At 26.6% G+C, this 24317-nt stretch carries 18 protein-coding genes, 8 tRNA genes and 3 pseudogenes; 19 read left to right on the top strand and 10 right to left on the bottom strand.

Going from position 1 to position 24317, the window contains the following annotated elements; translation table 11 throughout:
- Positions 1-34 precede the first annotated feature (34 nt).
- Positions 35-1936, top strand: a complete 1902-nt coding sequence (locus tag CKV87_RS02645; protein WP_012012324.1) for a methyl-accepting chemotaxis protein — start codon at positions 35-37, stop codon at positions 1934-1936.
- A 142-nt stretch (positions 1937-2078) separates the two neighbouring features.
- Positions 2079-2480 carry a hypothetical protein gene (locus CKV87_RS02640; protein ID WP_012012323.1) on the top strand — a complete coding sequence of 134 codons (402 nt, stop codon included), beginning with the start codon at positions 2079-2081 and terminating at the stop codon, positions 2478-2480.
- 62 nt (positions 2481-2542) lie between these two features.
- On the opposite strand, the pseudogene CKV87_RS11870 reads toward CKV87_RS02640, so the two are convergent.
- From CKV87_RS11870 to CKV87_RS02620, 6 genes and pseudogenes are all read right to left on the bottom strand, one after another.
- A pseudogene (locus tag CKV87_RS11870) lies at positions 2543-2848 on the bottom strand (CZB domain-containing protein); the annotation flags it as partial.
- A 120-nt stretch (positions 2849-2968) separates the two neighbouring features.
- A pseudogene (locus CKV87_RS11865) lies at positions 2969-3652 on the bottom strand (methyl-accepting chemotaxis protein); the annotation flags it as partial.
- Between the two features lie 348 nt (positions 3653-4000).
- Positions 4001-5017: pseudogene (locus tag CKV87_RS11860) on the bottom strand (cache domain-containing protein); the annotation flags it as partial.
- Between the two features lie 355 nt (positions 5018-5372).
- Positions 5373-6860: an inorganic phosphate transporter gene (locus CKV87_RS02630; RefSeq protein WP_012012321.1), complete on the bottom strand. Its 1488-nt coding sequence runs from the start codon at positions 6858-6860 to the stop codon at positions 5373-5375.
- Between the two features lie 69 nt (positions 6861-6929).
- Positions 6930-7949 (bottom strand): aldo/keto reductase, encoded by a 1020-nt coding sequence (locus CKV87_RS02625; RefSeq protein WP_012012320.1) that lies wholly within the window; start codon positions 7947-7949, stop codon positions 6930-6932.
- Positions 7950-7988: 39 nt separating this feature from the next.
- Positions 7989-8966: an SLAC1 anion channel family protein gene (locus tag CKV87_RS02620; RefSeq protein WP_012012319.1), complete on the bottom strand. Its 978-nt coding sequence runs from the start codon at positions 8964-8966 to the stop codon at positions 7989-7991.
- A 47-nt stretch (positions 8967-9013) separates the two neighbouring features.
- Here CKV87_RS02620 and CKV87_RS02615 point away from each other — a divergent pair, with 47 nt between their 5' ends.
- Positions 9014-9223 (top strand): hypothetical protein, encoded by a 210-nt coding sequence (locus CKV87_RS02615; RefSeq protein WP_020847465.1) that lies wholly within the window; start codon positions 9014-9016, stop codon positions 9221-9223.
- 74 nt (positions 9224-9297) lie between these two features.
- On the opposite strand, the gene CKV87_RS02610 is transcribed toward CKV87_RS02615, so the two are convergent.
- The 4 genes from CKV87_RS02610 to ileS form a co-directional block, all read right to left on the bottom strand.
- Positions 9298-10587, bottom strand: coding sequence for a UDP-N-acetylmuramoyl-L-alanyl-D-glutamate--2,6-diaminopimelate ligase (locus CKV87_RS02610; RefSeq protein WP_012012318.1), 1290 nt, complete (start codon positions 10585-10587; stop codon positions 9298-9300).
- Positions 10565-11161, bottom strand: a complete 597-nt coding sequence (locus CKV87_RS02605) for a hypothetical protein (protein ID WP_004510585.1) — start codon at positions 11159-11161, stop codon at positions 10565-10567. Before CKV87_RS02605 ends, CKV87_RS02610 begins: the two co-directional genes overlap by 23 nt.
- Before the next feature lie 2 nt (positions 11162-11163).
- The gene (locus CKV87_RS02600) at positions 11164-11442 is read right to left on the bottom strand and encodes a NifU family protein (RefSeq protein WP_004510584.1); all 279 of its coding nucleotides are present in this window, start codon (positions 11440-11442) and stop codon (positions 11164-11166) included.
- Positions 11443-11565: 123 nt separating this feature from the next.
- Complete coding sequence (gene ileS / locus CKV87_RS02595; protein WP_012012317.1) at positions 11566-14325, bottom strand: isoleucine--tRNA ligase; 2760 nt, start codon at positions 14323-14325, stop codon at positions 11566-11568.
- Positions 14326-14592: 267 nt separating this feature from the next.
- Here ileS and CKV87_RS02590 point away from each other — a divergent pair, with 267 nt between their 5' ends.
- The 16 genes from CKV87_RS02590 to CKV87_RS02515 all read left to right on the top strand — a co-directional run bounded on the left by CKV87_RS02590 (position 14593) and on the right by CKV87_RS02515 (position 24266).
- Complete coding sequence (locus CKV87_RS02590; RefSeq protein ID WP_012012316.1) at positions 14593-15951, top strand: FAD-dependent oxidoreductase; 1359 nt, start codon at positions 14593-14595, stop codon at positions 15949-15951.
- Between the two features lie 96 nt (positions 15952-16047).
- Positions 16048-16554: a CinA family protein gene (locus CKV87_RS02585; RefSeq protein ID WP_012012315.1), complete on the top strand. Its 507-nt coding sequence runs from the start codon at positions 16048-16050 to the stop codon at positions 16552-16554.
- Between the two features lie 64 nt (positions 16555-16618).
- Positions 16619-16694, top strand: a tRNA-Lys gene (locus CKV87_RS02580).
- A gap of 22 nt (positions 16695-16716) precedes the next feature.
- Positions 16717-16791, top strand: a tRNA-Glu gene (locus CKV87_RS02575).
- Positions 16792-16810: 19 nt separating this feature from the next.
- Positions 16811-16886, top strand: a tRNA-Val gene (locus CKV87_RS02570).
- Positions 16887-16949: 63 nt separating this feature from the next.
- A tRNA-Asp gene (locus CKV87_RS02565) sits at positions 16950-17026 on the top strand.
- A gap of 17 nt (positions 17027-17043) precedes the next feature.
- Positions 17044-17119: transfer RNA gene (locus CKV87_RS02560), tRNA-Lys, on the top strand.
- Positions 17120-17141: 22 nt separating this feature from the next.
- A tRNA-Glu gene (locus CKV87_RS02555) sits at positions 17142-17216 on the top strand.
- A gap of 19 nt (positions 17217-17235) precedes the next feature.
- Positions 17236-17311, top strand: a tRNA-Val gene (locus CKV87_RS02550).
- A gap of 20 nt (positions 17312-17331) precedes the next feature.
- Positions 17332-17408, top strand: a tRNA-Asp gene (locus CKV87_RS02545).
- Positions 17409-17483: 75 nt separating this feature from the next.
- Complete coding sequence (locus CKV87_RS02540; RefSeq protein WP_012012314.1) at positions 17484-19067, top strand: sensor histidine kinase; 1584 nt, start codon at positions 17484-17486, stop codon at positions 19065-19067.
- Positions 19048-19710, top strand: coding sequence for a response regulator transcription factor (locus CKV87_RS02535; protein WP_012012313.1), 663 nt, complete (start codon positions 19048-19050; stop codon positions 19708-19710). The genes CKV87_RS02540 and CKV87_RS02535 overlap by 20 nt, the downstream gene beginning before the upstream one ends.
- A 75-nt stretch (positions 19711-19785) precedes the next feature.
- Positions 19786-20040 carry a DUF4212 domain-containing protein gene (locus tag CKV87_RS02530; protein ID WP_004510577.1) on the top strand — a complete coding sequence of 85 codons (255 nt, stop codon included), beginning with the start codon at positions 19786-19788 and terminating at the stop codon, positions 20038-20040.
- A gap of 5 nt (positions 20041-20045) precedes the next feature.
- Positions 20046-21815 (top strand): VC_2705 family sodium/solute symporter, encoded by a 1770-nt coding sequence (locus CKV87_RS02525; protein WP_012012312.1) that lies wholly within the window; start codon positions 20046-20048, stop codon positions 21813-21815.
- Between the two features lie 19 nt (positions 21816-21834).
- Positions 21835-23655 (top strand): DUF294 nucleotidyltransferase-like domain-containing protein, encoded by a 1821-nt coding sequence (locus CKV87_RS02520; protein ID WP_012012311.1) that lies wholly within the window; start codon positions 21835-21837, stop codon positions 23653-23655.
- The gene (locus tag CKV87_RS02515) at positions 23655-24266 is read left to right on the top strand and encodes a 3'-5' exonuclease (protein WP_004510573.1); all 612 of its coding nucleotides are present in this window, start codon (positions 23655-23657) and stop codon (positions 24264-24266) included. Before CKV87_RS02520 ends, CKV87_RS02515 begins: the two co-directional genes overlap by 1 nt.
- The last annotated feature ends 51 nt before the right edge of the window (positions 24267-24317 follow it).

Raw genomic sequence — 24317 nt, 5'->3', positions numbered from 1 at the left:
TTTCAAACTAAATTTTTAAAAAGAAAGGTCAAATATGTTCGCTAGAATGAACATCGCACAAAGATTATATAGTGGTTTTGGTATTATTATTTTATTAATAGTGATTATTACGATAGTTGGTATAAATAGAGTTAATAAGATTGACAATACTTTACAAGAGATTGTTGAAGTTAACTCAGTAAAACAAAGATATGCAATGAATTTTAGAGGAAGTGTACACGATAGAGCTATTGCAATAAGAGATGTTGTTTTATCTGAAAATTCAAATAGTGATTTATTCAAAATATCTACACAACATATATCAAGCTTAGAAAAATATTATGAAGAATCTGCAAAACCTATGGATCAGATTTTTGCAAAAAAAGAGAATATTGATAATAAAGAGATTGAAATATTAAATAACATCAAAGAAATTGAAAAGAAAACTCTTCCTTTAGTTAAAGAGATTATAAAACTAAAGAATGAAAACAATTCTATTCAAGCATCAAAAATATTATTAGATGAAGCTAGTCCAGCATTTACATCTTGGTTAAAAGTTATAAATGAATTTATTGATTATCAAGAAGCAAAAAATTTAAAAGCTACTCCAATAGCTAGAGAAATAGCAAAAAGTTTTTCATTTTCTATGATTTCTATATTAGTTATATCTTTAATCATCGGAATTGTTACTGCATATCTTATCTCAAGTTCATTATCAAAAGCAGCTAATGAAGTAAGTAAAGGATTAGAAGGTTTTTTTGCATTTGTTAATAAACAAACAAATAAATCAACAACTATTGAGTTATATTCACAAGATGAATTTGGAAAAATGGCTAAAATAATAAATGAAAACATTCATCAAACAGAAGAAAATTTGAAAAAAGATGAAGAGTTTGTAAAAGATGTTTCAAGATTTATAAATGAATTAAAATCAGGTAATATGCTTGCAAAACTTGAAAAAGATTCAAATACTCCAAGTTTACAAGAACTAAAAAATCTATTATCTCAATTACAAGATTATTTAGAACATACAATTGCAAGAGATTTAAATAATTTACTTGGAGTTTTAGAAAGTTATAAACACCAAGATTTTACAAAAAGATTTGATAAACCTTATGCAAAAGTTGCTGTAACGATAAATGAATTAGGAGATGTAATTTCTAATCTTTTAAAACAATCTTTAGAAGTTGGTATTACTTTAGAAAGTTCATCAAATAAATTAATCCAAAATGTAAACTCTTTAAATTCAAGTGCAACAAACGCAGCTGCAAGTCTTGAAGAAACAGCATCAGCATTAGAAGAGATTACTTCAACTGTTATAAATAATGCAAATAATGTTGTGCAAATGAGTAAATATTCAAATGAAGTTAGCTCTTCTGCTAAAAAAGGTCAAGAGTTAGCAAGAAGTACAACAAATGCAATGGATGATATAACAAAACAAGTAAATGCAATAAATGAAGCAATAGGTGTAATAGATAATATAGCCTTTCAAACAAATATTCTTTCACTTAATGCGGCTGTTGAAGCAGCAACTGCTGGAGAAGCAGGAAAAGGATTTGCAGTTGTTGCGCAAGAAGTAAGAAACTTAGCCACTAGAAGTGCAGAAGCAGCAAGAGAGATAAAAAATATAGTAGAAAATGCAACAAGTAAAGCAAATGAAGGTAAACAAATCAGTAATGAGATGATAAAAGGTTATGAAGAATTACTTGAAAATATTACAAAAACAACTCAAATGATTGATGAAATTTCGAGAGCTTCAAAAGAGCAAGAAAAAGGAATTACACAAATAAATGATGCGGTTACAGGATTAGATCAACAAACTCAACAAAATGCTTCTATTGCAAATCAAACAAGAGAAATAGCTCTTCAAACAGATAATATTGCAAAAGAGATTGTATCAAATGCTATGGATAAAGAGTTTATAGGAAAAGATAAAATTGTTCGAATGACAGTTTAAAAAGGTAGTCTAAAAATAAGTGTGTAAATTAAAAAATGTGAATCTGTTAGATGATACAATTTATTTCATATTTTAATTTATTTTACACTCTTATATGTTAGAATTCATTTTCATAATTGTATATATTTAAAGGTATTTTTTTGTGTCTATTTTTGCTTTACAATCAATAGCAGGTGGTTTTTTAGATGAAGACTTACAACATTTTAATAAAAAATTTGATGACTGGTGTATTCAATTTAATACATATGAAGAAGCTATAAATATAGCAAAAACTCTTGAGAATCCAGAAAATATTGATGTTGTTGAAATTACACCATTAAGTTATCCAAAATACTTTTTTCCAAATCTTCAAGGTACTATTTATGTAACAAGGCAAATTGAAAATAAAATCATTTGTGTTGTAGAACCCTTTATAGGTTCAAGTTTTAGAATTGCAATATGTGATTTAAAAACAAAAGATGTAAGGCTAACACAAACTCATTATAAGAATATTCCAAGTATTGAGAGTGCTTTCGCAAATTTTAAAGATATAATTTTATCTTAACCTACTTTTCAAATTAAGTTTTGATGATTAATTAAAATATAAAAAAGAGTAAAGAAATATCTTTACTCTTCCTCACAGTTGATTTCTCTAATTTTATTTAATAAATCAAAAACTGTTTCAATATTTTCTTCTATCTCTTTTGTTACTTCAAAGATTTGTTTATTATCACTTTTTTGTGCATATAAATTTACTACTTCTTGAACTAAATTATGCACATTTTTATGAGCTAGTTTTAAATCTTCCCACTCTTTTGATTTTGCAAATTTTTTATCTTGATTTTCATCTATCCATTTACCTAAATTACACTCATGGTGATTTTTAACTGTAAATTTAAATCCCTCTTTTGCTTGAGAAAAATTCATATTTTTAAAGTTAATATGATCTGATTTTAATTTATTTATATCAATAATCATAGTTGTATCACAGATTCGTTTATGTGCATTTCTATCAAAACTTGTTTGTTTTATAGTATCATCAAGATGAACCACAAGTTGAGAAGTTTTATTTGCCATTTCACTAATAGTAGAAGCTAAGTTAGCATTTTGTTGAGTTGCTTTATCTAAAGAGTTTACAGTATCGTTTATTTGAGTCATTGCAAGTTGTTGTTCTTTTGATGCAGTTGCAACATCTTCAATCAATTTAATTGTAATATCAATATTTTCATTTAACTCATTATATCCTTCAATCATTTCAGAAGTAATATTTTTTCCTTCATTTGCTTTTATTGTTGCATTTTCTACTATTGCTTTTATTTCATGAGCTGCTTCTGCACTTCTACTTGCTAAATTTCGCACCTCTTGAGCAACAACTGCAAATCCTTTTCCTGCTTCTCCAGCAGTTGCAGCTTCAACAGCCGCATTAAGTGAAAGAATATTTGTTTGAAATGCTATATTATCTATAACTCCTATTGCTTCATTTATTAATCTTACTTGATTATTTATCTCATCCATAGAAGTTGCTGTTTTTAAAGCTAACTCTTTTCCTGTATTTGTTGATTTTGTTACATTTTGAGCATACTTAGCCATTTTAGAGGCATTTTCTGTACTTCTTGAAACGGTTGCAGATATCTCTTCTATTGCTGCTGCTGTTTCTTCTAAAGATGCAGCTTGAATATTTGAAGAATTACTCAATTTTTTTGAAGCTTCTGCTAATTCAGTTGAACTTGAATTTAACTCAATATTTGATTTTTCAATTAAACACATGATTTCATTTATTGAAGATTGAGTAACTTTTGTACCACTTAACAAAGAAGCCATAACACCAGTAAGCCCTTGTATATTTGGAATATTGTAGTCAAATCTAGCATTTGATAAACCAACTAAAACATCACTTAAAACTAAAAGATTTTTTTGAGTTGTTGTAATCATATTATTTATTTCAGAAATTAAAGAATTAACTCTATTTGAATTTGCTTTTTGTTTAATAGTATCATTAAACAATCCTGCATTTACTTTTTCTATAACAATTTGAGCCTCTTCTATTACTTTTTGATCTTGAATCAATCCTTTTTCAATAGAATCCAAATAATTATTGAAGCTATGTACTAAATCACCAATTTCATCTTTTGAAGTTATTTCAATTTTTTTAGTTTCAGATAAATTGTTTGAAATATTTTCAATTGAATTTTTTAAATTAAAAATTGGTTTTAAAATATTGTTTTTCATATTTAATAATGAAATTATCATAATTAATACAACAGCAAAAACCAAAATTGTTAATGAAACCCAAATAATATTAGAAGCATGTTTAATTGCATTGTTTACATAACTTATTGGTTCAGCAACAAGCGCAATTCCAAGTTTTTTACCATTAAAATCTGTAATATCATTAAAAGTATAAAAGTACTTATTAGTTATCAAATATTTCTCTTTTAAAAGTTTGCTAAAATCTATTTTTTTAGCATCTTCTAAAAAATCTTTATTGATAAACTTTTGAGAAATAAGATATTTATCCAACTTATTTTCATCTTTTACATTTTCTACTGTCAAAGATAAATCCATAAGCAATAAAAATGCTCTTTTTTCTTCATCAAAAGATATTGCAACAGAGTTCAATCCTTGCATAAACTCTAAAGAACCAATATGATTTTTATTTGAATCAAAAATAGGAACAACAGCTCTCAAGCTAAGCCCATCTTTTCCTATTTCAAAACCATTAACTGCTTTTTTCTCAGCATTAACTTTTACAACACTTGGTCTAAAAGGACTTAAATCATCACCAAATTTATCAGCTTGCCAAGATCTAAAAAAAGAGCGATTATCTTTTGTATGTAAATGAATTTGAATATTTTGAAAAGGTGTTGATTCTTTCATGCTTGAAGATAAATTAGCTAAAGTTTTAATAGCTAATTCTCTATCATTGTTAGCTAAAGATTCTTTAATCGCAGAATCATTTGCAATAGATATTGCATTTGAAATTCCAACTTCTAATTTTGCTTTAATTCTTTGTTCACTCAAAGATTTCAAATTTGCAATTACATCATTGTGAACTTCATCAACCAAATCATTTTTATATTTATTTAATACAAAATAACCCATAATCAAAACTAATAATGTAACTATTAAGTTTATCAAAGTGAATTTTTTACTGATATTCAAGTCTTTCATCCCTATCCTTTTATGAAAATAAGGTATATTCTATTTAAAATCATATTAAGAAAAATTAAATATTAAAAAACAAACTATATTATTAAAGATAAAACTAATATTTTTTCTAATTTAAATCGAGAATTTCATACTTTAATGCAATTTTATAAAAATACACATATTAAAAAATTAGTTATATTTTGAAATAAAATTTTAAAGAAACTTAGCAGTGATATTATAAAAATATCTATCAAGTTAGAAAATAAAAAGGTTTAAAAGATTTTATCTTTCAAACCTTTTTATAAAATTAAGCAATTTTTGTTATATAACTTAAAGCTACATAAATAGCTGCTCCCATTATAGCTGTAACAGGTAAAGTAAAAATCCATGCAATTAAAATTGTATTAATAGTCTTTTTTTGTACTCCACCATCTGGTTCAGCAACCATAGTTCCAGCAACAGCACTAGAAACAATATGAGTTGTACTAACAGGAGCATGAGCAAAGTTTGCTAATAAAATAGTTATCATTGCCATTGCTTGAGATACTGTACCTTGCATATGGTTGATTGGTTTAGAGCCAATTTTTTCTCCAATAGTATGCACTACTCTTTTGTAACCTATCATAGTTCCAATTCCTAGCATTAAAGCAACTGCAAAAATTACCCAAAATGGAACATATTCAGTTGAAGTAATCATTTGTTTTCTTTGATCTGCTATATAATCAGATTTATCTTTATCTATTAATTTATAAGCTCGTTCAACTTGACCAAAGAAGTTATCAGAACATAAAACAGCTGTATGGATTTTCCATCTATCTTCTTTTGAAAGTTCAGAGTACGATTTTAATCCATCTAATTTTTTAGAAATTTCTAATGTTGTGTTATATACTTGGTTAACATTACACTCTGCAATTTTATTTTCTATTTTTAGTGCACTGATAAGTCTTTTTTCTTCTAGAAGTTTTGTAAGAGTATCATTATTATCTGCATAGAATTTTGCTAGATTTGCAGCACTATCTCTAGTTTGCATAATTTTATATTGATGAGCTTCCATATTTAAAGCATAATAAGTTGGTAAAATCCCAATAAGAATAATCATAATAAGACCAATTCCTTTTTGACCATCATTTGAACCATGTGCAAAACTAACTCCTGCACCAGTTGCTATGATTCCAGTTCTCATCCAGAAATTTGGTTTCTTTTTTTTATCTCCAGTTGGTGTTTTAAAAAACTTTGGATTTTTAACAAATTTTCTTGATAGTTTCATAATCAAAAAAGCAAAACCAAAACCTAATAAAGGAGAAACAGCTAATGCTGTTAAAATACCATAAACAACTTTCCAATTTACACTTTGAGAGAAAGTAAATCCATTCATCATACCAAAAGCGATACTAACACCTACGATTGAACCTATTAAAGAGTGTGAACTAGAAACTGGTAAACCAAAATACCATGTTCCTAAATTCCAAACAACAGCAGATATCAATAATGAGAAAACCATTACTAAAGTAGCATTTTGATTTGAAGAAACCATTATATCAAGCGGTAACAAATGCACAATAACATAAGCAACACCAATTCCCCCTAAAACAACTCCTATAAAGTTCATAATTCCAGCCATGATAACAGAATATCCTGCTTTCATAGAATTAGTATATATAATCATTGCAACAGCATTTGCAGTATCATGAAAACCATTAATCATCTCATAAAATAATGCGATACTTAATGACAAAAGTAATAAAACTATTGCAAAGTTATCAATATTATTTAAAGCATCCCACAAGACAGACATTTATGTATTCCTTAATATTTAGTTTTAGCTAAAAAGTTTGTTATTATATTCTAGTTTTACTTTAATCTATTATCCCATTGGATATAAAATCTCTTTTTGTATTATTTCTATTTTTGATAAAAGTTCATCATCTATTTTAAAAACAAAAGCTTTTAGGCTATCATCTAGCTGAGATAATACTCTAGCTCCAATTATAGTTGATGCTACAAAATCGAAGTGTTTTGAATATGAGATAGCTAAAGTTACTGGTGAAACATTATATTCTTTTGCTAATTCAAGATATTTTGCTGTTGCTTTTAGTGTTTTATCATTTACAAATCTATCAGCCATAAGTCTAACTCTTTTGCTTTCATTATTTAAATAACTTGTAAATCTTGCATCTTGAGGATAAAAGTTTCCATTATATTTTCCACTTAAAACTCCTCCTGCCATCGGAGAGTATGGTAAAAGTGAAATATTTTCTTTTCGACAAACAGTTGCTAATTCATCAAAAAACCTTGGATTTAACAAAGAAAAATTATTTTGAATTGATTCAAATCTTGATAAATTTTTATTTTTTGAAGTTTCATTTGCTTTTGTAAGTCCATAAGCACTATCATTTGACGTTCCAATATATCTTACTTTTCCTTCTTTAACTAATTCATCAAAAGCTTTTAGCGATTCTTCAATTGGCACGATAGTATCTGGCCAATGCATCTGATAAAGATCTATATAATCAGTTTGAAGTCTTTTTAAACTTCCTTCAATTGCTTTTTTTATATGAAAAGAGTCAATTGCAGTAAGTCCATGTCTTACAGGTGGAACAAACCAACCAGAAGCTGCACCAGCAACTTTAGTTGCTAAGATGATAGAATCTCTTTGTTTTGTTTTTAACCATTTTCCTACTATATTTTCAGTAATTCCAACCGTATTTGCTTTAGGAGGTACTGGATAAATCTCAGCTGTATCAAAAAAATTTATTCCATTTTCATAAGCTTTATCCATAATATTAAAAGCTTCTTTTTCATCTGTTGTTGAACCAAATGTCATAGTTCCTAAACAAATACTTGAAACTCTTAACCCACTTTTTCCAATATATCTAAATTCCATAATAAATCCTTTTTACATTTTTAAAAAGTCTATTATATCTTATTCCATTATACAAATTTCTTTTTTCTTCATATGCTTTATAGTGGCAATTGCAACTAAAAGAACAATTATTGTAGTAATAAAAGTTAAAACATAAGCAAATATTGCATAAATATCATTTTTTGTTAATTCATACATTAAAACAGTACTTAAAGTAACCGCTGCCATTGGAAATGTAAATGCCCACCATGAAATAAAAAACTTTATTTTTACAAAATTTTTATACATAACAAAAACTAAGATTGTGAAAAATATTCCTAAATTAAATAAAATTTGAGCAAAAAAATCTAAACTTCCAGTCAATTTTATGTAAGAGATAAATCCAATAGCAGGAGGCGCTATTAAAATAAAAAGTGTTGGCATAAATTTTGGAGCAAATTGATTGTGAAAAATTATTCTATTCAAAATAATAGCAAACAAAATTATCCAAAAAAATATTCCTATTGAAAAATAAAAATATAATATTGTATTATCAACTATCCCAACTCCAGCAATTGGAACTATCAAATTTCCAACAATAGGAATAAACCAAGCTGGATTTGAGTGTTGTATTTCAAGATTGTTATTTATCCAAAATTTGATTGTATAGTAAGTAAAGAATATATGAAAAAGTGCACCTATAATAAAAAAGATTTCTGAAATTTCTATAGAAAAAACTCTAAAATCTATTGATAAAATAAGCATAGAAATAGAAAAAGCTGCAAAAAAATTAATTCTTATTGGATGAGAAAACTCTTTTTTTACTTCTTCTTTAAACCTAATAATTTTTAATATATAAAAAAATAAAACTAAAAAAAACAGACTAACAGTAACAACTAGTATTGCCATAGCAACAGATATTGGAAAGAAAAAAACCGAAGTCATTCTTTCATAAACTAAAGTTAAACCACCTAATCCCATAATCACTGCAAACATCATTATAGGGAAAAATTGCAATCTATTTGAAGGAATTGCTTTTATATGCTCTTGTTCTTGCATTATTAAATCCTAGTAAGATATAATTTATAAAATTTTTGGAGTTTATTTTGGCAAAAAGTAAAATAATAGTAGATTTAAGTAAAGAAAATCTTTTTTTTGAAGAAAAAAATCAAACAATAAAACTACTAAATTTTAGATTAGATAATATGAGTTTAGATATAGCAATTTATGAAAAAGATAAACTTATTAAAAATAGTTCTATGGTTTTTGCACATCTTCCTAAAAAACTCAAAGCAAAATTAAATCCAAAGAAATAATTATATCGTATAATAAATAAATTTAATTAATTTTTAATAAGTAAATATTATAAGTTAATTAAAACTAAAACTTATTATATTTTAGAATTTAATATTTTTAAAACTTCATCTTTATCAGAGAATTCAAATTTTTTATCACCAATTATTTGCGTTGCTTCATCACCTTTTCCAAGAACTAAAATAACACTTTTTTCATTTGCTAAAGATATAGCTTTTTTCAAAGCTTCTTTTCTATCGATTAAAACTTCAACATTTGATTTATCGTTTATTCCAGCTAAAATATCTTCAATTATCATTTTTGGTTCTTCAAATCTTGGATTATCGCTAGTTACAATAATATGTTTTGAATATTTTTTTGCAACTTCTCCCATAAGTGGTCGTTTTGCACTATCTCTATTTCCACCTGCACCAAAAACACAAATAATATCTTTATTTGGGAAGCTTTTTAAAACTTCATCCATTCCATCAGGAGTATGAGCAAAATCCACAATTACAAGTGGATTTAAACTAACTATTTCCATTCGTCCACTAACACAAGAAAAGTTTTTTAATGTTTGACAAATATCTTCAAGAGATTTTTGTGTTGTAATATGAACAGCAGCAATACTTGCCATAAGATTATAAATATTAAAAATTCCCATCATCATAGAAGTAAAAGTATAAGTTTTTTCTTTGTATGAAAACTCAACTTTCATACCATGTTCAAACTCATATTTAGTTACTTTATAATCAGAAAGATTTTTTAAAGAATATGTAAAAGCATTTGTAAAATTATATTTCATTACATTATCATCTATATTTACTAGTTTTACAGATTCATCACTTAAAAATGAATTTTTAACTCTTATATATTCTTCAATAGTTTTATGATAATCAAGATGGTCTCTTGTAATATTTGTATGAATTTTTAAAGCAAAAGTTAAACCTTCAATTCTATTTTGTTCTATCGCATGAGAACTTACTTCCATAACAAAAAATTGACAACCATTTTGAATAGCTTTTTGAATATGTACAAAATTTCCAAGTTGAATTGGAGTTGTCAAAGAATAATCTTCAACTTGAGTTTCATTTATAAAAAACCCACGAGTTCCTTGAAGTGCAACTTTAAAACCTAAACTTAAAAGTATTTTATAAATTGTTGTTGCAGTTGTTGTTTTACCATTTGTTCCAGTTATTCCAATGATTTTTATAGAACTCATATCTAAATGATTTTTTAACTCACTTGAGTTTAAAAACTCAATACAACCATTTTCTTTGGCATTTTGTAAATATTTTTCATTATGTTTTGAAACAACAAAAATTGAATTTTTGTCAGCTTCAGCTGAATTGTCTGTATATGTTTTATCGTTTATGATTAGTTTCAAGTTTTTTCTCTTCTAATTTTTTATATAGTTTTTCTATCTCTTTATCATAAGTAAAATATTCATTAAAACCATCAAGATAAGAGTATGCTGTACTATTAAAATCGTTATCTATCAACTTTGTTACAAAATCATAAAAATCATCTTTATTTTCAATTGCAACTTTTGTTGAAAACATAATATCTTCAAAAGCAATTCTAAAAGAACCTCTAACTTCTATTAATTTTTTAAAATCTTCATATCTTATTGCATCTAAAGATTCAACTGTTGAAGTGCTTAAATCTTTTAAAATTTCCATCATTTTATCAATATCACCATCATAAGCATTTACTATGTCTTCTACATATCTTATTGCTTCATCTAAACTATCATCTTTAATTACCGTAAAATAATCATATAAAGATAAAGCTTTTGATACATCTTCACTAGCAATATCACAAAAAAGTGCATAAATAGGATATTCTTTATTATCTGGAAAATTTGATGATAACTGTGAATATAAAAATAAAGCTTCCTCAAATCTTTTTTGTAGAAATAAAGAATTTGCTTCATTTAATAATCTATCTTCATTTATCATTATTATAATTCCTCTAAGTTGTTTTCCATACCTTGTGGTACATTAATAATCTCTAAATCAGGGTGAATTGCAGATTTTAACTCTTTTTCTACAATATATTTTAAAGTGCTACTACTTGCGCTACAGCCAACACATGCACCTTGTAATTGCACAAAAATTCTAGCATTTTTTATAGCTAAAAGCTTAATTGCGCCACCATCACGTGCTAGCATTGGTGAAATTTTATTTTCAATTATAGAACTTACTGGATTTTGTAAATCTTCATCAGTAAATGGCATCATTTATTTTTTACCTCATTTGCTTTTTTCTTTACATAAAATATTCCAATAGCTGTAATTACTAAAATTATAGCTATTGTTTGAAATATAAAGCTCAAAGTTACTTCTTCTTGAAACATTTTTTTCCTATTTTATTACTTCTTCACATCTTTTACAAAGTGATTCTTCAGCATTTGCTGTAAATTTCCAACATCTTGGACATTTATGAGCAGTTGCTTTATAAACTTCAAAATCTTTTCCATCAATTTGGAAACTTCCTAATATATCAGAGTTTTGTTTATCTTTACTTACTTGACTAACTAAAAACCAGTCGCTAGCTTCTACTTCATCTAAAGCTAAAATATCTTCACTATTTGTATAAAGCATCAATTCTAAAGTTGATTTAATCACTTTTTCTTTACTTAAAGCATCTTTTATTTCAGAGAATTTTTCTTTTGCACTTAATAAAATACTTTCATCTAAAGATGATTCTACAACTGGTAATTCAACTTTTTTAAAGTCAAAAATATCTTCACAACCATCTTTTATAAATGCTGGTGCAAACTCTAATAATTCATCCATTGTATATGTTAAAATACAAGCTAAAGTTGAAATAAGTTTTTTAGCAATCAGTGCCATTGCACTTTGACTTGCAAGTCTATGAATATCTTTTTTATCATCACAATATAATCTATCTTTACAAACATCAAGATAAATTCCAGATAAATCAACAACTAAGAAGTTATTTAATTTATTTAAACCTTTTGAAAATTCATAAACATTAAATGCAGCTTCAATTTCATCAAATACTTTTTTAGCTTTATTTAAAATCCATTTATCTAATGGCCCCATTTTAGAAACATCAATAATCTCTTCTAAATCATCAATGTTTGCAAGTAAAAATCTTGCTGTGTTTCTTATTTTTCTATATAACTCGCCATTTTGTTTTAAGATATTATCAGAAATTTTTAAATCACTTTGATAATCACTCATTGCAACCCAAAGTCTTAAAATTTCACTTCCATACTCTTTTATAACTTTATCAGGAGCAACAACATTTCCTTTTGATTTAGACATTTTTTCACCTTTTTCATCAACAGTGAATCCATGTGTTAAAATCGATTTATAAGGAGCAATTTCACTTGAAGCTAAAGTTGTTAAAAGTGAAGATTGGAACCAACCTCTATGTTGATCACTTCCCTCTAAATACATATCAGCAGGGAAAGTTCCAGCATCATAATTTCTACTTCTTAAAACTGCATTTTGTGTTGAACCACTATCAAACCAAACATCTAAAATATCTAAAGTTTTTTCTAAATCATCAGGATTTAAGCCACTTCCTGGATACAATAACTCTTTTATTTCAAGGTCATACCAAGCATCACAACCTTTTTGCTCAAAAATCATAGCTGTATAATTTAAAACTTTTTCATCAAAAATGATTTCATCAGTTTTTTTATTTCTAAAAAATGCAATTGGAACTCCCCAATCTCTTTGTCTTGAAATACACCAGTCAGGTCTTCCTTCAAGCATTGCTTTTAATCTATTTCTTCCCCATTCTGGATAGAATTTTAGATTTTCTACAACTTCTAAAGCATTTTCTCTTAATGTATTATTTTTATTTCCATATTTATCATCTATTGAGATAAACCATTGTTTTGTTGCTCTAAAAATAATTGGTGTATGTGTTCTCCAACAATGTGGATATGAGTGTCTAATATCTACTCTTTTTAATAAAGCACTTCCTAACTCTTCTAAAATTAACTCATTTGCTTTAAATACATTTAATCCTAAATATTTATTAGTATCTTTAAATAGTTTTTCTCTAACTATTGTCTCATCATATTTACCATAAGCATCAACTGGCATAATTACATCTAAGTTATATCTTAATCCAACTTTATAGTCATCTTCTCCATGCCCAGGTGCTGTGTGAACTGCTCCAGTTCCACTATCCATCATAACATGATCACCTAAAACAATTTTAGAAGTTCTTCCATTTAATGGATTTATAGCAATATTCGATTCAAACATAAAAGGCTCAAATTCTGTTACAATTTCTCCATTTATTACTGCTTCTTCTTTTAATTTTGAATATAAAGCTTTTGCAACGATATATCCATCAGAAGTTAAAACATACATTTCTACAGGATGCAAAGATATTCCCGTATTAGCAGGAAGTGTCCAAGGTGTTGTAGTCCAAATTACAAAAGCAGCTTTTTTATTTTCTAAACCATGAATTGCTTTAGATTCATTACTCATTTCAAATGCTACATAAATTGATGGAGATGTTTTATCTTCATATTCAACTTCAGCTTCAGCTAACGCAGTTTGAGCAGCCCAAGACCAATATACTGGTTTGCTTCTTTGAATTAGTAAACCTTGTTTTGCAATTGCACATAACTCTCTATAAATATTTGCTTCAAATTTAAAATCCATTGTTAAATAAGGATTTTCCCAATCAGCAATTACACCTAATTTTTTGAATTCATCTTTTTGAATTTCAACAAATTTAGTTGCATGATCACGACAAAGTTGTCTTAATTTTGATTTTGGAAGCTCTTTTTTCTTTTCACTTCCTATTTTTTCTTCAACTTTTTGTTCAATTGGTAATCCATGACAATCCCATCCTGGAACATATCTAATTGATTTTCCTTCAAAATAATGAAATTTGTTAATAATATCTTTTAGAATTTTATTTAAAGCATGACCAATATGAATATTCCCATTTGCATAAGGAGGTCCATCGTGAAGTGTAAATGATGGACACCCCACTCTATTTTTTTTCATTTTTTCGTAAACTTTTTTTTCATCCCATTGCTTATATTTTACAGGTTCATTTTGAGGAAGGTTCCCTCTCATTGGAAAATCTGTTTTTGGAAGCAATAAACTCTCTTTATAATCCATTATCAACACCTTCATTTTCAATTATTTATTGTTTTATTAAAACATAGATTATATCTAAATATATTTTAAAACTCATATTTAATGAATTTTAAGTAAAAAACAACCTAAACGCAAGAAAATTTTAGTTGAATAGTAAATTATATTTTACCCTATTCTTAAATTTAAAAAAATAAAATAATTACTCTCTACTATTTATCTAAAATAAAAAATTTATATGTTAGAATCCCTAAATTTTTATGACAAAATATTTGGAAGAAGGAAAGAAAAATGAATGAGAAACACTATGAAGTAGTAATTGTTGGTGGGGGTATTTCTGGAGCAGCTTTATTTTTTGAATTAGCAAAATATTCTGATGTAAATAGCATCTGTTTATTAGAAAAATATGAAGACCTTGCAACTTTAAACTCAAAAGGTACAAGTAACTCTCAAACAATTCACGTAGGTGATATCGAAACAAACTATACATTTGAAAAAGCAAAAATTACAAAAAGAACTGCAAAAATGATTGAAAAATTCAATCTTATGTATGACTTACAAGATAAGATTATGTTTAAACATCAAAAAATGGCTTTAGGTGTTGGAGAAAAAGAAGTTCAATTTATTACTGACAGATATAATAAATTTAAAGAAATTTTCCCTTATTTAGAGTTATGGGATAAAGAAGCTTTAAGAGAAAAAGAGCCTTTATTAGTTTATGCAGATAAAGAAAGAACAAAAGATAGACCAGAGCCAATCGTTGCAATGGGAACAAACGACCAATATACGACAGTTGATTTTGGAGCAATGACTAAAGAATTAGTTAAAGCTGGACAAAATGCAGATTCATCTAAAACAACTGATGTTTTCTTTAACTCTGAAGTAGAAGAAATTGAACAAGTTGGTAAAAAATTCAAACTAACAACTGTTCATGGTACAGTTTATACAGCAGACTTTGTTGTTGTTGATGCAGGTGCTCACTCATTATTCTTAGCACATAAAATGGGTTATGGAAAACATATGGGTTCTTTATCTATGGCAGGATCATTCTATATTACAAGTGGTCATTTCTTAAATGGTAAAGTTTATATGGTACAAAATGATAAATTACCATTTGCTGCACTTCATGGAGATCCAGATATCTTATGTGAAGGTAAAACTAGATTTGGACCAACTGCTCTTGCATTATTAGTATTAGAAAGATATAAAGGTGGAAAATCATTCTTCCAATGTCTAAAAACTATGAATTTTGATGGAAGTATTATGAAAATTTTCTGGGACTTATTAAAAGATTCAGATATAAGAAATTATGTATTCAAAAACTTCTTATTTGAAGTTCCTGGTATCAATAAAGGTCTTTTTGTTAAAGATGCAAGAAAAATTGTTCCATCTTTAAGTGTAGAAGATATTGAATATGCAAAAGGATTTGGAGGAGTTAGACCACAAGTACTTAATAAAGATGAGAAAAAATTAATGCTTGGAGAAGCTTCAATTACTGAGCTAGATGGAATTATCTTTAATATGACTCCATCACCAGGTGCAACATCTTGTTTAGGAAATGCAGAAAGAGATATTAAAAAAGTATGCCAATACTTAGGTAAAACTTTCTATGAAGATAAATTCTTAAGCGATTTTACTGACGATAAATAATAAAAAATAGAAGAATCTTTTTCTTCTATTTTTCTTTCCTCTTAACTTTAATCAATTTATTACTAAAATACATTATTCTTAAAAAAAGGATTAGTTGTGTTTAAAAAAATATTTAATAAAAAAGATATGATTGAACTTCAAGACATTCTAAGAAATAATAAAAAAACAATAACAACAGCAGAATCTTGCACAGGTGGATTAGTTGCAAGTATGATTACAAAAGTTTCTGGTTCTTCTGATATTTTTAATGGAAGTATTGTATCTTATTCAAATAAGATAAAAAATCAAGAATTAAATGTAAATAATGAAACATTAGAAAAATTTGGAGCAGTAAGCACTGAAGTTGTAAATGAGATGCTAGATGGTGCTATAAAAAAATTTGAAGCAGATTTTGCTATTGCAATATCAGGAATTGCAGGACCAACAGGAGCAACAAAAAACAAACCAGTAGGAACAGTTGTAATTGGTATTTCAGATGCAAATAATGTAAAAACAATTGATACTTTTTACTTTAAAGGTACAAGAGAAGAGGTTCAAATACAAGCAGCAAAAACTGCTTTGAAAAAAATTTTGAAATTTGTAAAAAAAACTCTTGACAATTGATTCATTTTCCAATATAATTCCAGTCCATTTTGAGTTTAACACTTAAAAATGATTATTGTTTTGTGACCCGTTAGCTCAGCCGGTAGAGCATCTCACTTTTAATGAGGGGGCCAATGGTTCGAATCCATTACGGGTCACCACTTTTTATTGTTGCATAGTCTTGGCCCCTTCATCTAACGGTTAGGATTCATGGTTTTCATCCATGCCACAGGGGTTCGAATCCCCTAGGGGTCACCAAGCCAAAATATGCAACTTCGGTCGATTAGCTCAGTTGGTAGAGCGCTACCCTTACAAGGTAGATGTCATAAGTTCGAGTCTTATATCGACCACCACTTAAAAATCTAAAATACAGTTGGTATAGGATTTTTATTTTATTGTGACTTTGTTTATAAAGTGCGGCTGTAGTTTAGTTGGTTAGAATGCCTGCCTGTCACGCAGGAGGTCGCGAGTTCGAGTCTCGTCAGCCGCGCCACTTTTATTTTGTTTTGTGACCCGTTAGCTCAGCCGGTAGAGCATCTCACTTTTAATGAGGGGGCCAATGGTTCGAATCCATTACGGGTCACCACTTTTTATTGTTGCATAGTCTTGGCCCCTTCATCTAACGGTTAGGATTCATGGTTTTCATCCATGCCACAGGGGTTCGAATCCCCTAGGGGTCACCAAGCCAAAATATGCAACTTCGGTCGATTAGCTCAGTTGGTAGAGCGCTACCCTTACAAGGTAGATGTCATAAGTTCGAGTCTTATATCGACCACCACTTTTTATTATTTCCCAAGTGCGGCCGTAGTTTAGTTGGTTAGAATGCCTGCCTGTCACGCAGGAGGTCGCGAGTTCGAGTCTCGTCGGCCGCGCCACTTGGAAATATCACTTTCAAAGTTTATTATTACTAAAATCTAGCTATCATTTAACTTTAATTTTAAAGGTTTAAAATGTTAAAAGCAAAAAGTTTATATCACCTAATAGTTTATAGTATTTTGTTCATAATAGTTTTGATATCTTTTTTTACTTTTATAATTATAAATAATGCACATGAAGAGCTACAAGAAAAAATACATACCCTAAAAGAAGACTACACAAATAATCAAAAAGCTTTAATAAAAAATCATATTGATTATGTAATAAAATTTATAGATTACTATTATAAAGAAAATGTTGATAAAAAAGATTTAGAAACAATAAAAAAAGAAGTAATAGTTGCAATTAAAGATTTAGATTTAAGTGATAATCCAAATGAATATATCTTTATTTACGATTTTGATGGAAATTTACTTCAAAACTCAATAGATAATGTAAATGTTGGTAAGAATTTTCTAAATTTTACAGATCAAAGTGGTAGAAAAATCATAGAAGAACTTATAAATATCTCTAAAAATAAAGATGGCGGTTTTATAAACTATTTTTGGTCAAAACCAGAAATTCATAAAGAAGCAAATAAAATATCTTATGTAAAATCTTATGATAAATGGAACTGGACAATAGGGAAAGGTGTCTATTTAGATGAAATTGATAAACTAATAAAATTAAAAGAAGCTGATTATAATCAAAAAATATCTAATTACACTTTACAAGTAACTTCTCTTACGATTTTACTTATATTCTATTCAATATTTATTTATAAAAATGCAACTATTTTAATAGTAAATGATGTAAAAGAAATAGGAAAATACTTCAAAGAATCACAAAAAAATGATGAACCTTTAAATCAAAATAATATTATTTTTGGAGAATTCAAAGTTATTGCAAACTATGCAACAGATGCAATGAATAATATAAAATTAAAAACAACTATGCTTGAAGATTTAAATAAAAATTTAGAAGATAAGGTAAAAGAAAAAACTAAAGAATTAACAGATTTAGTTGATTCTCAAAAAAGTTTTATCAAAAATTCTGTACATGAAATCAATACTCCTTTAAGTATTATAAGAACAAATATAGATTTACTAAAAATGAAAATACCAAATAATAACTATATTACAAATATTGAATCTGGTTCTAAAACTATTCAATATATTTATGATGATTTATCATATTTAATAAAAAAAGATAGAGTTGTTTATGAAAAAGAGTATTTAGATTTCACTTCTATATTAAAAGAGAGATTAGAATTCTTTGATGAAATTATAAAATCAAACTCTTTATATCTTATCCAAAATTTAGAAGATGATTTATATATAAAATTCAATATCACTGAACTTCAAAGAATCATTGATAATAATTTATCAAATGCAGTAAAATACTCTTCTTCAAAATCTCCAATATTTGTAAAACTTTATTATTTAAATGATGATGAAATAGAATTTTCAATTACAACAATCTCAAAAAAAATAGAAAATGTTGATAAGATTTTTGAAGATTATTATAGAGAAAATTCTTCAAGAGGTGGTTTTGGTTTAGGATTAAAAATTGTAAAAGATATCTGTGATAAAAATTTAGTTATAATCAATATCGACTCAAATGAAAAAGAGACAAAATTTACTTATAGGTTTAAAATAAATGAAGATACTACTTCTTGAAGATGAGTTATTGCTAAATAATGCTATTAGTGAATATTTAAGAAATATTGGTCATATGGTTGAGAGTTTTCAAGATGGACAAGATGTATTAGATAATATTGATAGTTCTTTTGATTTATTAATTTTAGATATAAATGTCCCAACTGTTGATGGATTTGGAGTTTTAGCTTACTTAAATAGTAAAAAAATTCATATACCAACTATATTTATTTCTGCACTAGTTGATATTGAAGATATTACAAAAGCTTACAATTTAGGATGTAGAGAATATATTAAAAAACCTTTTCATTTAGGTGAACTTGGAATTAAAATAAATCAAATTCTAAAAAAAGAACAAAACAATACTTCACATATTCGATTTTCAGAAAATTACTCATATTCAAAAGATAAACAAACTCTTTATTTTAATGGTGAGCCACAAAATCTTACAAAAAAACAATTAGAAATTATTCATATTTTAGTCCTAAATATAAATATGATTGTCGATTTTGAGAGATTTAGAGTTGATGTTTGGGATGCTGAAAATATTGATAATCCTACAATTAGAGCTGAAATTTCAAGATTAAAAAAAGCACTAAAAGAAGATTTTATAAAAAATATTCGTGGACTTGGATACAAAATCGATAGATATTATTCTGTATAACTAATTTGTCCATAAATGCTATGCTTTTGCTATTAAATATTATTATAATTGCCCTAAATTTTATAAAGGGTCAAAGTGAATCAGAAAAAAGCAAAAGAGTATTGGAAAGAAAATGTCTTTTTAATTATTAAATTGCTTATTGTTTGGTTTGTAATCTCTTTTGGCTGTGGAATTTTATTTGTAGAACAGCTAAATCTTATCGAAATAAACGGTGTTAAACTTGGCTTCTTTATGGCACAACAAGGTGCTATTTATCTTTTTATCATTTTGATTATTATTTATATAAAAAAGATGTCTCAAATAGACAAAAAATATGACGTAAGTGAATAACTTTTATGGAATTACAATCATTAATCTATCTTTTTGGAACTATAACTTTTGCAATTTATGTTGGACTTGCATTATGGACGAAAGCTAGTTCAACAAAAGATTTTTATATTGCAAATAATAAAGTTAATCCAATTTTTATTGGTGTTTCTATTGCAACAGAGTGGATTGGAGCCGCTTCATTTATCTCAATTGCAGGAACAATCTCATATTTAGGATACAATGGAACGCCCTATATTTTAGGCTTTACAGGTGGATTTGTTTTACTTACTCTTTTAGTAGTTCCTTATTTAAAAAAATTTGGAAAATTTACAATTCCAGATTTTATTGCTCAAAGGTATTATTCAAATAAAGCTAGATTACTTACAATTATTATAATTATTTTGGCTTCATTTATTTATATATCAGCACAAATGAAAGGATTAGGAATAATTTTTTCAAGATTTTTTCAAGTTGATATGAATGTTGGTCTATTAAGTGCAATTGGTATTTTATTTTTATATGCAATTTTTACAGGAATGAGAACAAATAATTATACACAAATCGCCCAATACATAATAATTCTTTTTGCTTACACATTCTGTGCAATATTTTTATCATTGCAATTAACTAATAACTTTTTACCTCAATTAGCAATTTTTTCAACTACAACTTTTGACTTTATCACTCCAATTCAAACAATAAAAGAAGGAACACCTTTTTTAATTGCTTTAGATAAAATTTTATTAGATTTTGGATTTAATAGTTACTCTAAATCTCTTGATTTAGTAAATGTATTTATGATAACTATGGCACTTATGCTAGGAACAGCAGTACTTCCACATTTATTAATAAAGTTTTTTGCACTTACGACAGTAAAAGATGCTAAAAAATCTGCTCTTTGGGCACTAATATTTGTAGCTTTAATTTTTACTACTATTTCATCTGTTGCATCATTTTCTAAAATTAATCTTCTAAAAAATGTTCAAAACATTGATTATGAAGCTTATACTCAAGGTGAACTAATAAATTATGATGGTTCAACAAACAATGGAAAATGGCTTAAAATATGGCAAAATACTGGTTTTATATCTTGGAATGATAAAAATGAAGATAAAAAAATTCAAATAAATGGAACAGCAAATAATGAGCTATTTATAAATCCTGATATTATAACTTTAGTAAATGCAGAAATTGCAAATTTACCAAACTGGATAATTGCACTTTTAATTTCAGGAGCACTTGCAGCAATTTTAGCTACAACAACAGGACTACTTCTTATTATTGTAACAACAATTTCTTATGACTTATGGGATGAATTTATATATAAAAATAATAAAAAACATGTACTAAAAAATAGAATAAAAAAACTAACAATTATTTTAATAGTTTTTATTATTGTTGTTTTAGCTACATTTTTTACAATACCTTTTTATTCAATTGTTCAAACTGTTACCATTTCGTTCACTCTTATTGCAGCCACGATTTTTCCGGCAATTATTCTTGGAATATTTGATAGAAGGATGAATAAAGAAGGTGCATTTTTTGGAATTTTAACTGGTTTTATATTCACTTTTTGTTATATTGTGTACTTCTTATTTTTTAATAATTCGATAGAAAATATGAGTAATTATTTATTTGGAATTACTCCAGAAGGGATTGGAACAATAGGAGCAATATTAAACTTTGTAATTGCATTAATCATATCAAGATTAACGCCGCTTCCTCCAAAAAGTGTACAAAGATTAATTCATAAAATTAGAATCCCTACAAATACAAAAAAGAAAATGGAACTTTAAATCTAAAAAGGAACATAAAATGAGTATACAAGATCAAGAAAGTTTTTTATCAAACATTCATCCATTTGAAGTTCTAACTCCAAGCCAAATGGCTATGTGTATCCAACATATGGATATTGCTTATTATCCAAAAGATACAATTTTAATTAGTCCAGAAAAGATTCCTGAACATTTTTTTATAATTATAAAAGGTTCAGTTTATGAATATTCAAATGAAAATATTGTTGTAATGGATTATCAACATGAAGACTCTTTTGACTCTAACTCTTTGATTTATGGAAAATGTGATCATACATTTAAAGTAAATGAAGAACTCATCTGTTATGAAATAGAGAAAAAAACTTTTTTAAGTTTAATTGAAAAAAATCAAGAATTTAAAGATTTCTTTTTAAAAGATTTAGTAAATAAAATACAAAGTTTAAAAGACAAAGAATATACTTCTCAATTGTCATCTTTTATGATTGCAAAAGTTGGGGACACTTTAATCCATGAAGCCTGTATGGTTGATGAAAATACAAAGTTAATCGATGCAATAGAAAAATCTATGCAATTTAAAACTTCAACAATTATTGTAAAAAAAAGTGATGGAGGATATGGAATAATCACAGATTCTTTGCTAAAAGTTAAAGTATTATTACAAGGAAGGGATTTAACAATTCCAGTTCGTGATATCGCTATTTTCCCACTTTTAACAATTCAAAAAGATGATTATTTATTTGAAGCACTTACAATTTTAATAAAAAGAAATATAAAAAGAATTGGTGTTACAAATAATAAGGGAGAAATGATTGGAATATTAGAACAAATAGATATTCTTTCTCACTTTGCAAATCACACTTATGTTATAGAATCAAAAATAAAAAATGCAAATAAAGTAGAAGATTTAAAAATTGCAAGTAACGAATTTTTAAATATTATAAAAAGTTTACAAGCAAAAGGTGTAAAAATATACCATATCTCAAACTTAATTGGTCAGTTAAATACAAAAGTTTATCAAAAACTTTATAGTTTAGTCCTTCCTGAAGAGTTACAAAAAAACGCTTGTTTGATTGTTATGGGAAGTGAAGGAAGAAATGAACAAATAATAAAAACAGACCAAGATAATGCACTTGTTATAAAAAATGGTATTGATGTAGAACAATATAGACCATATATGCAACAATTAACTAATCATTTAGTTGATTTAGGTTATCCACCTTGTGAAGGTAATATTATGGTTTCAAATCCTTATTGGTGTAAAACTGCAGATGAATATAAAACTGATATTACAAAATGGATAAATTCTCCAGATATGAAAAGTTATCTTGATTTAGCAATTTTTATTGATGCTTTTGCAGTTGCAGGAGATAAAGAGTTATTAATAAACTTAAAAGAGTATTTGTACAACAAAATTCAAAGTAAAGATATATTTATGGCATATTTTGCAAAATCAACTCTTGCTTTTGATACTCCAACAACATTTTCAAGTTTTATGGCAAAAGATGATTTAATCAATATAAAAAAAGCTGCAATATTTCCAATCGTTCAAGGTATTAGAAGTTTAGCTTTAAAAGAAAAAATAAAAGAGACAACAACAATAAAAAGAATAAAAATACTTGAAGCAAGAAATATTTTAGAAAAAACAAAAGCTGCTGAATTGATTGAAGCATTTGAAATAGCAAGTACACTAAGACTAAAAAACCAATTAGATTGTATTCAAGAAGGAGTTGCTTTAACAAATGAAATTAATACAAATGATTTAGGAAAAATAGAAAGAGACTTACTAAAAGAGTCTTTTAAAATCGTTGTTGAATTCAAAAAATTCATAAATTATATATTTAAATTAGATAAGATTTACTAATGCTAAAAAATATTTTAAGAAATTGGAATAGAAAACAGTTAAAAAATAAAAAATATGATTTTTTATTTGAAACTCCACCCCAAAACGAATATGTAAGTTTAGATTGTGAAACAACAGGCTTAAATCCTAAAAAAGATGAAATATTATCTATTGGGGCAGTTTTAATAAAAGATAATAAAATATTGATGAGAAAAACATTTAATATTTTTCTAAAACCTTCAAAAGATATCAATATTGAATCTATAAAAGTACATCACTTAAGACAAATAGATTTAAATGACGCATTAGAACCAGAAATTGGTATTTATCAATTATTGGATTTTATTGGTTCAAGACCAATAGTTGGATACTATATAGAGTTTGATATGGCAATTATTTCTAAATACACAAAAAAATATCTTGGTATTAAACTTCCTAATACACCTATTGAAGTATCTTCTATATATTACGATAGTAGAAAATCTACAAGTAACTACGGATTTATAGATTTGAAATTTGATACTATTATGAAAAATCTAAATATTCCAGTTCTTGGAAAACATGACGCTTTAAATGATGCAATTATGACATCTATGATCTTTTTAAAACTAAAACAATTTATAAATCAATAACTCTTCAAATACCTAAAAATCAATATTTTCACAAAAAGTTTAAACTTTTTC

The sequence above is a fragment of the Aliarcobacter butzleri genome, from assembly GCF_900187115.1.
Classification (GTDB): domain Bacteria; phylum Campylobacterota; class Campylobacteria; order Campylobacterales; family Arcobacteraceae; genus Aliarcobacter; species Aliarcobacter butzleri.
The sequence above is the reverse complement of the archived record's forward strand: the minus strand, read 5'-3'. Positions and strand labels throughout refer to the sequence as shown.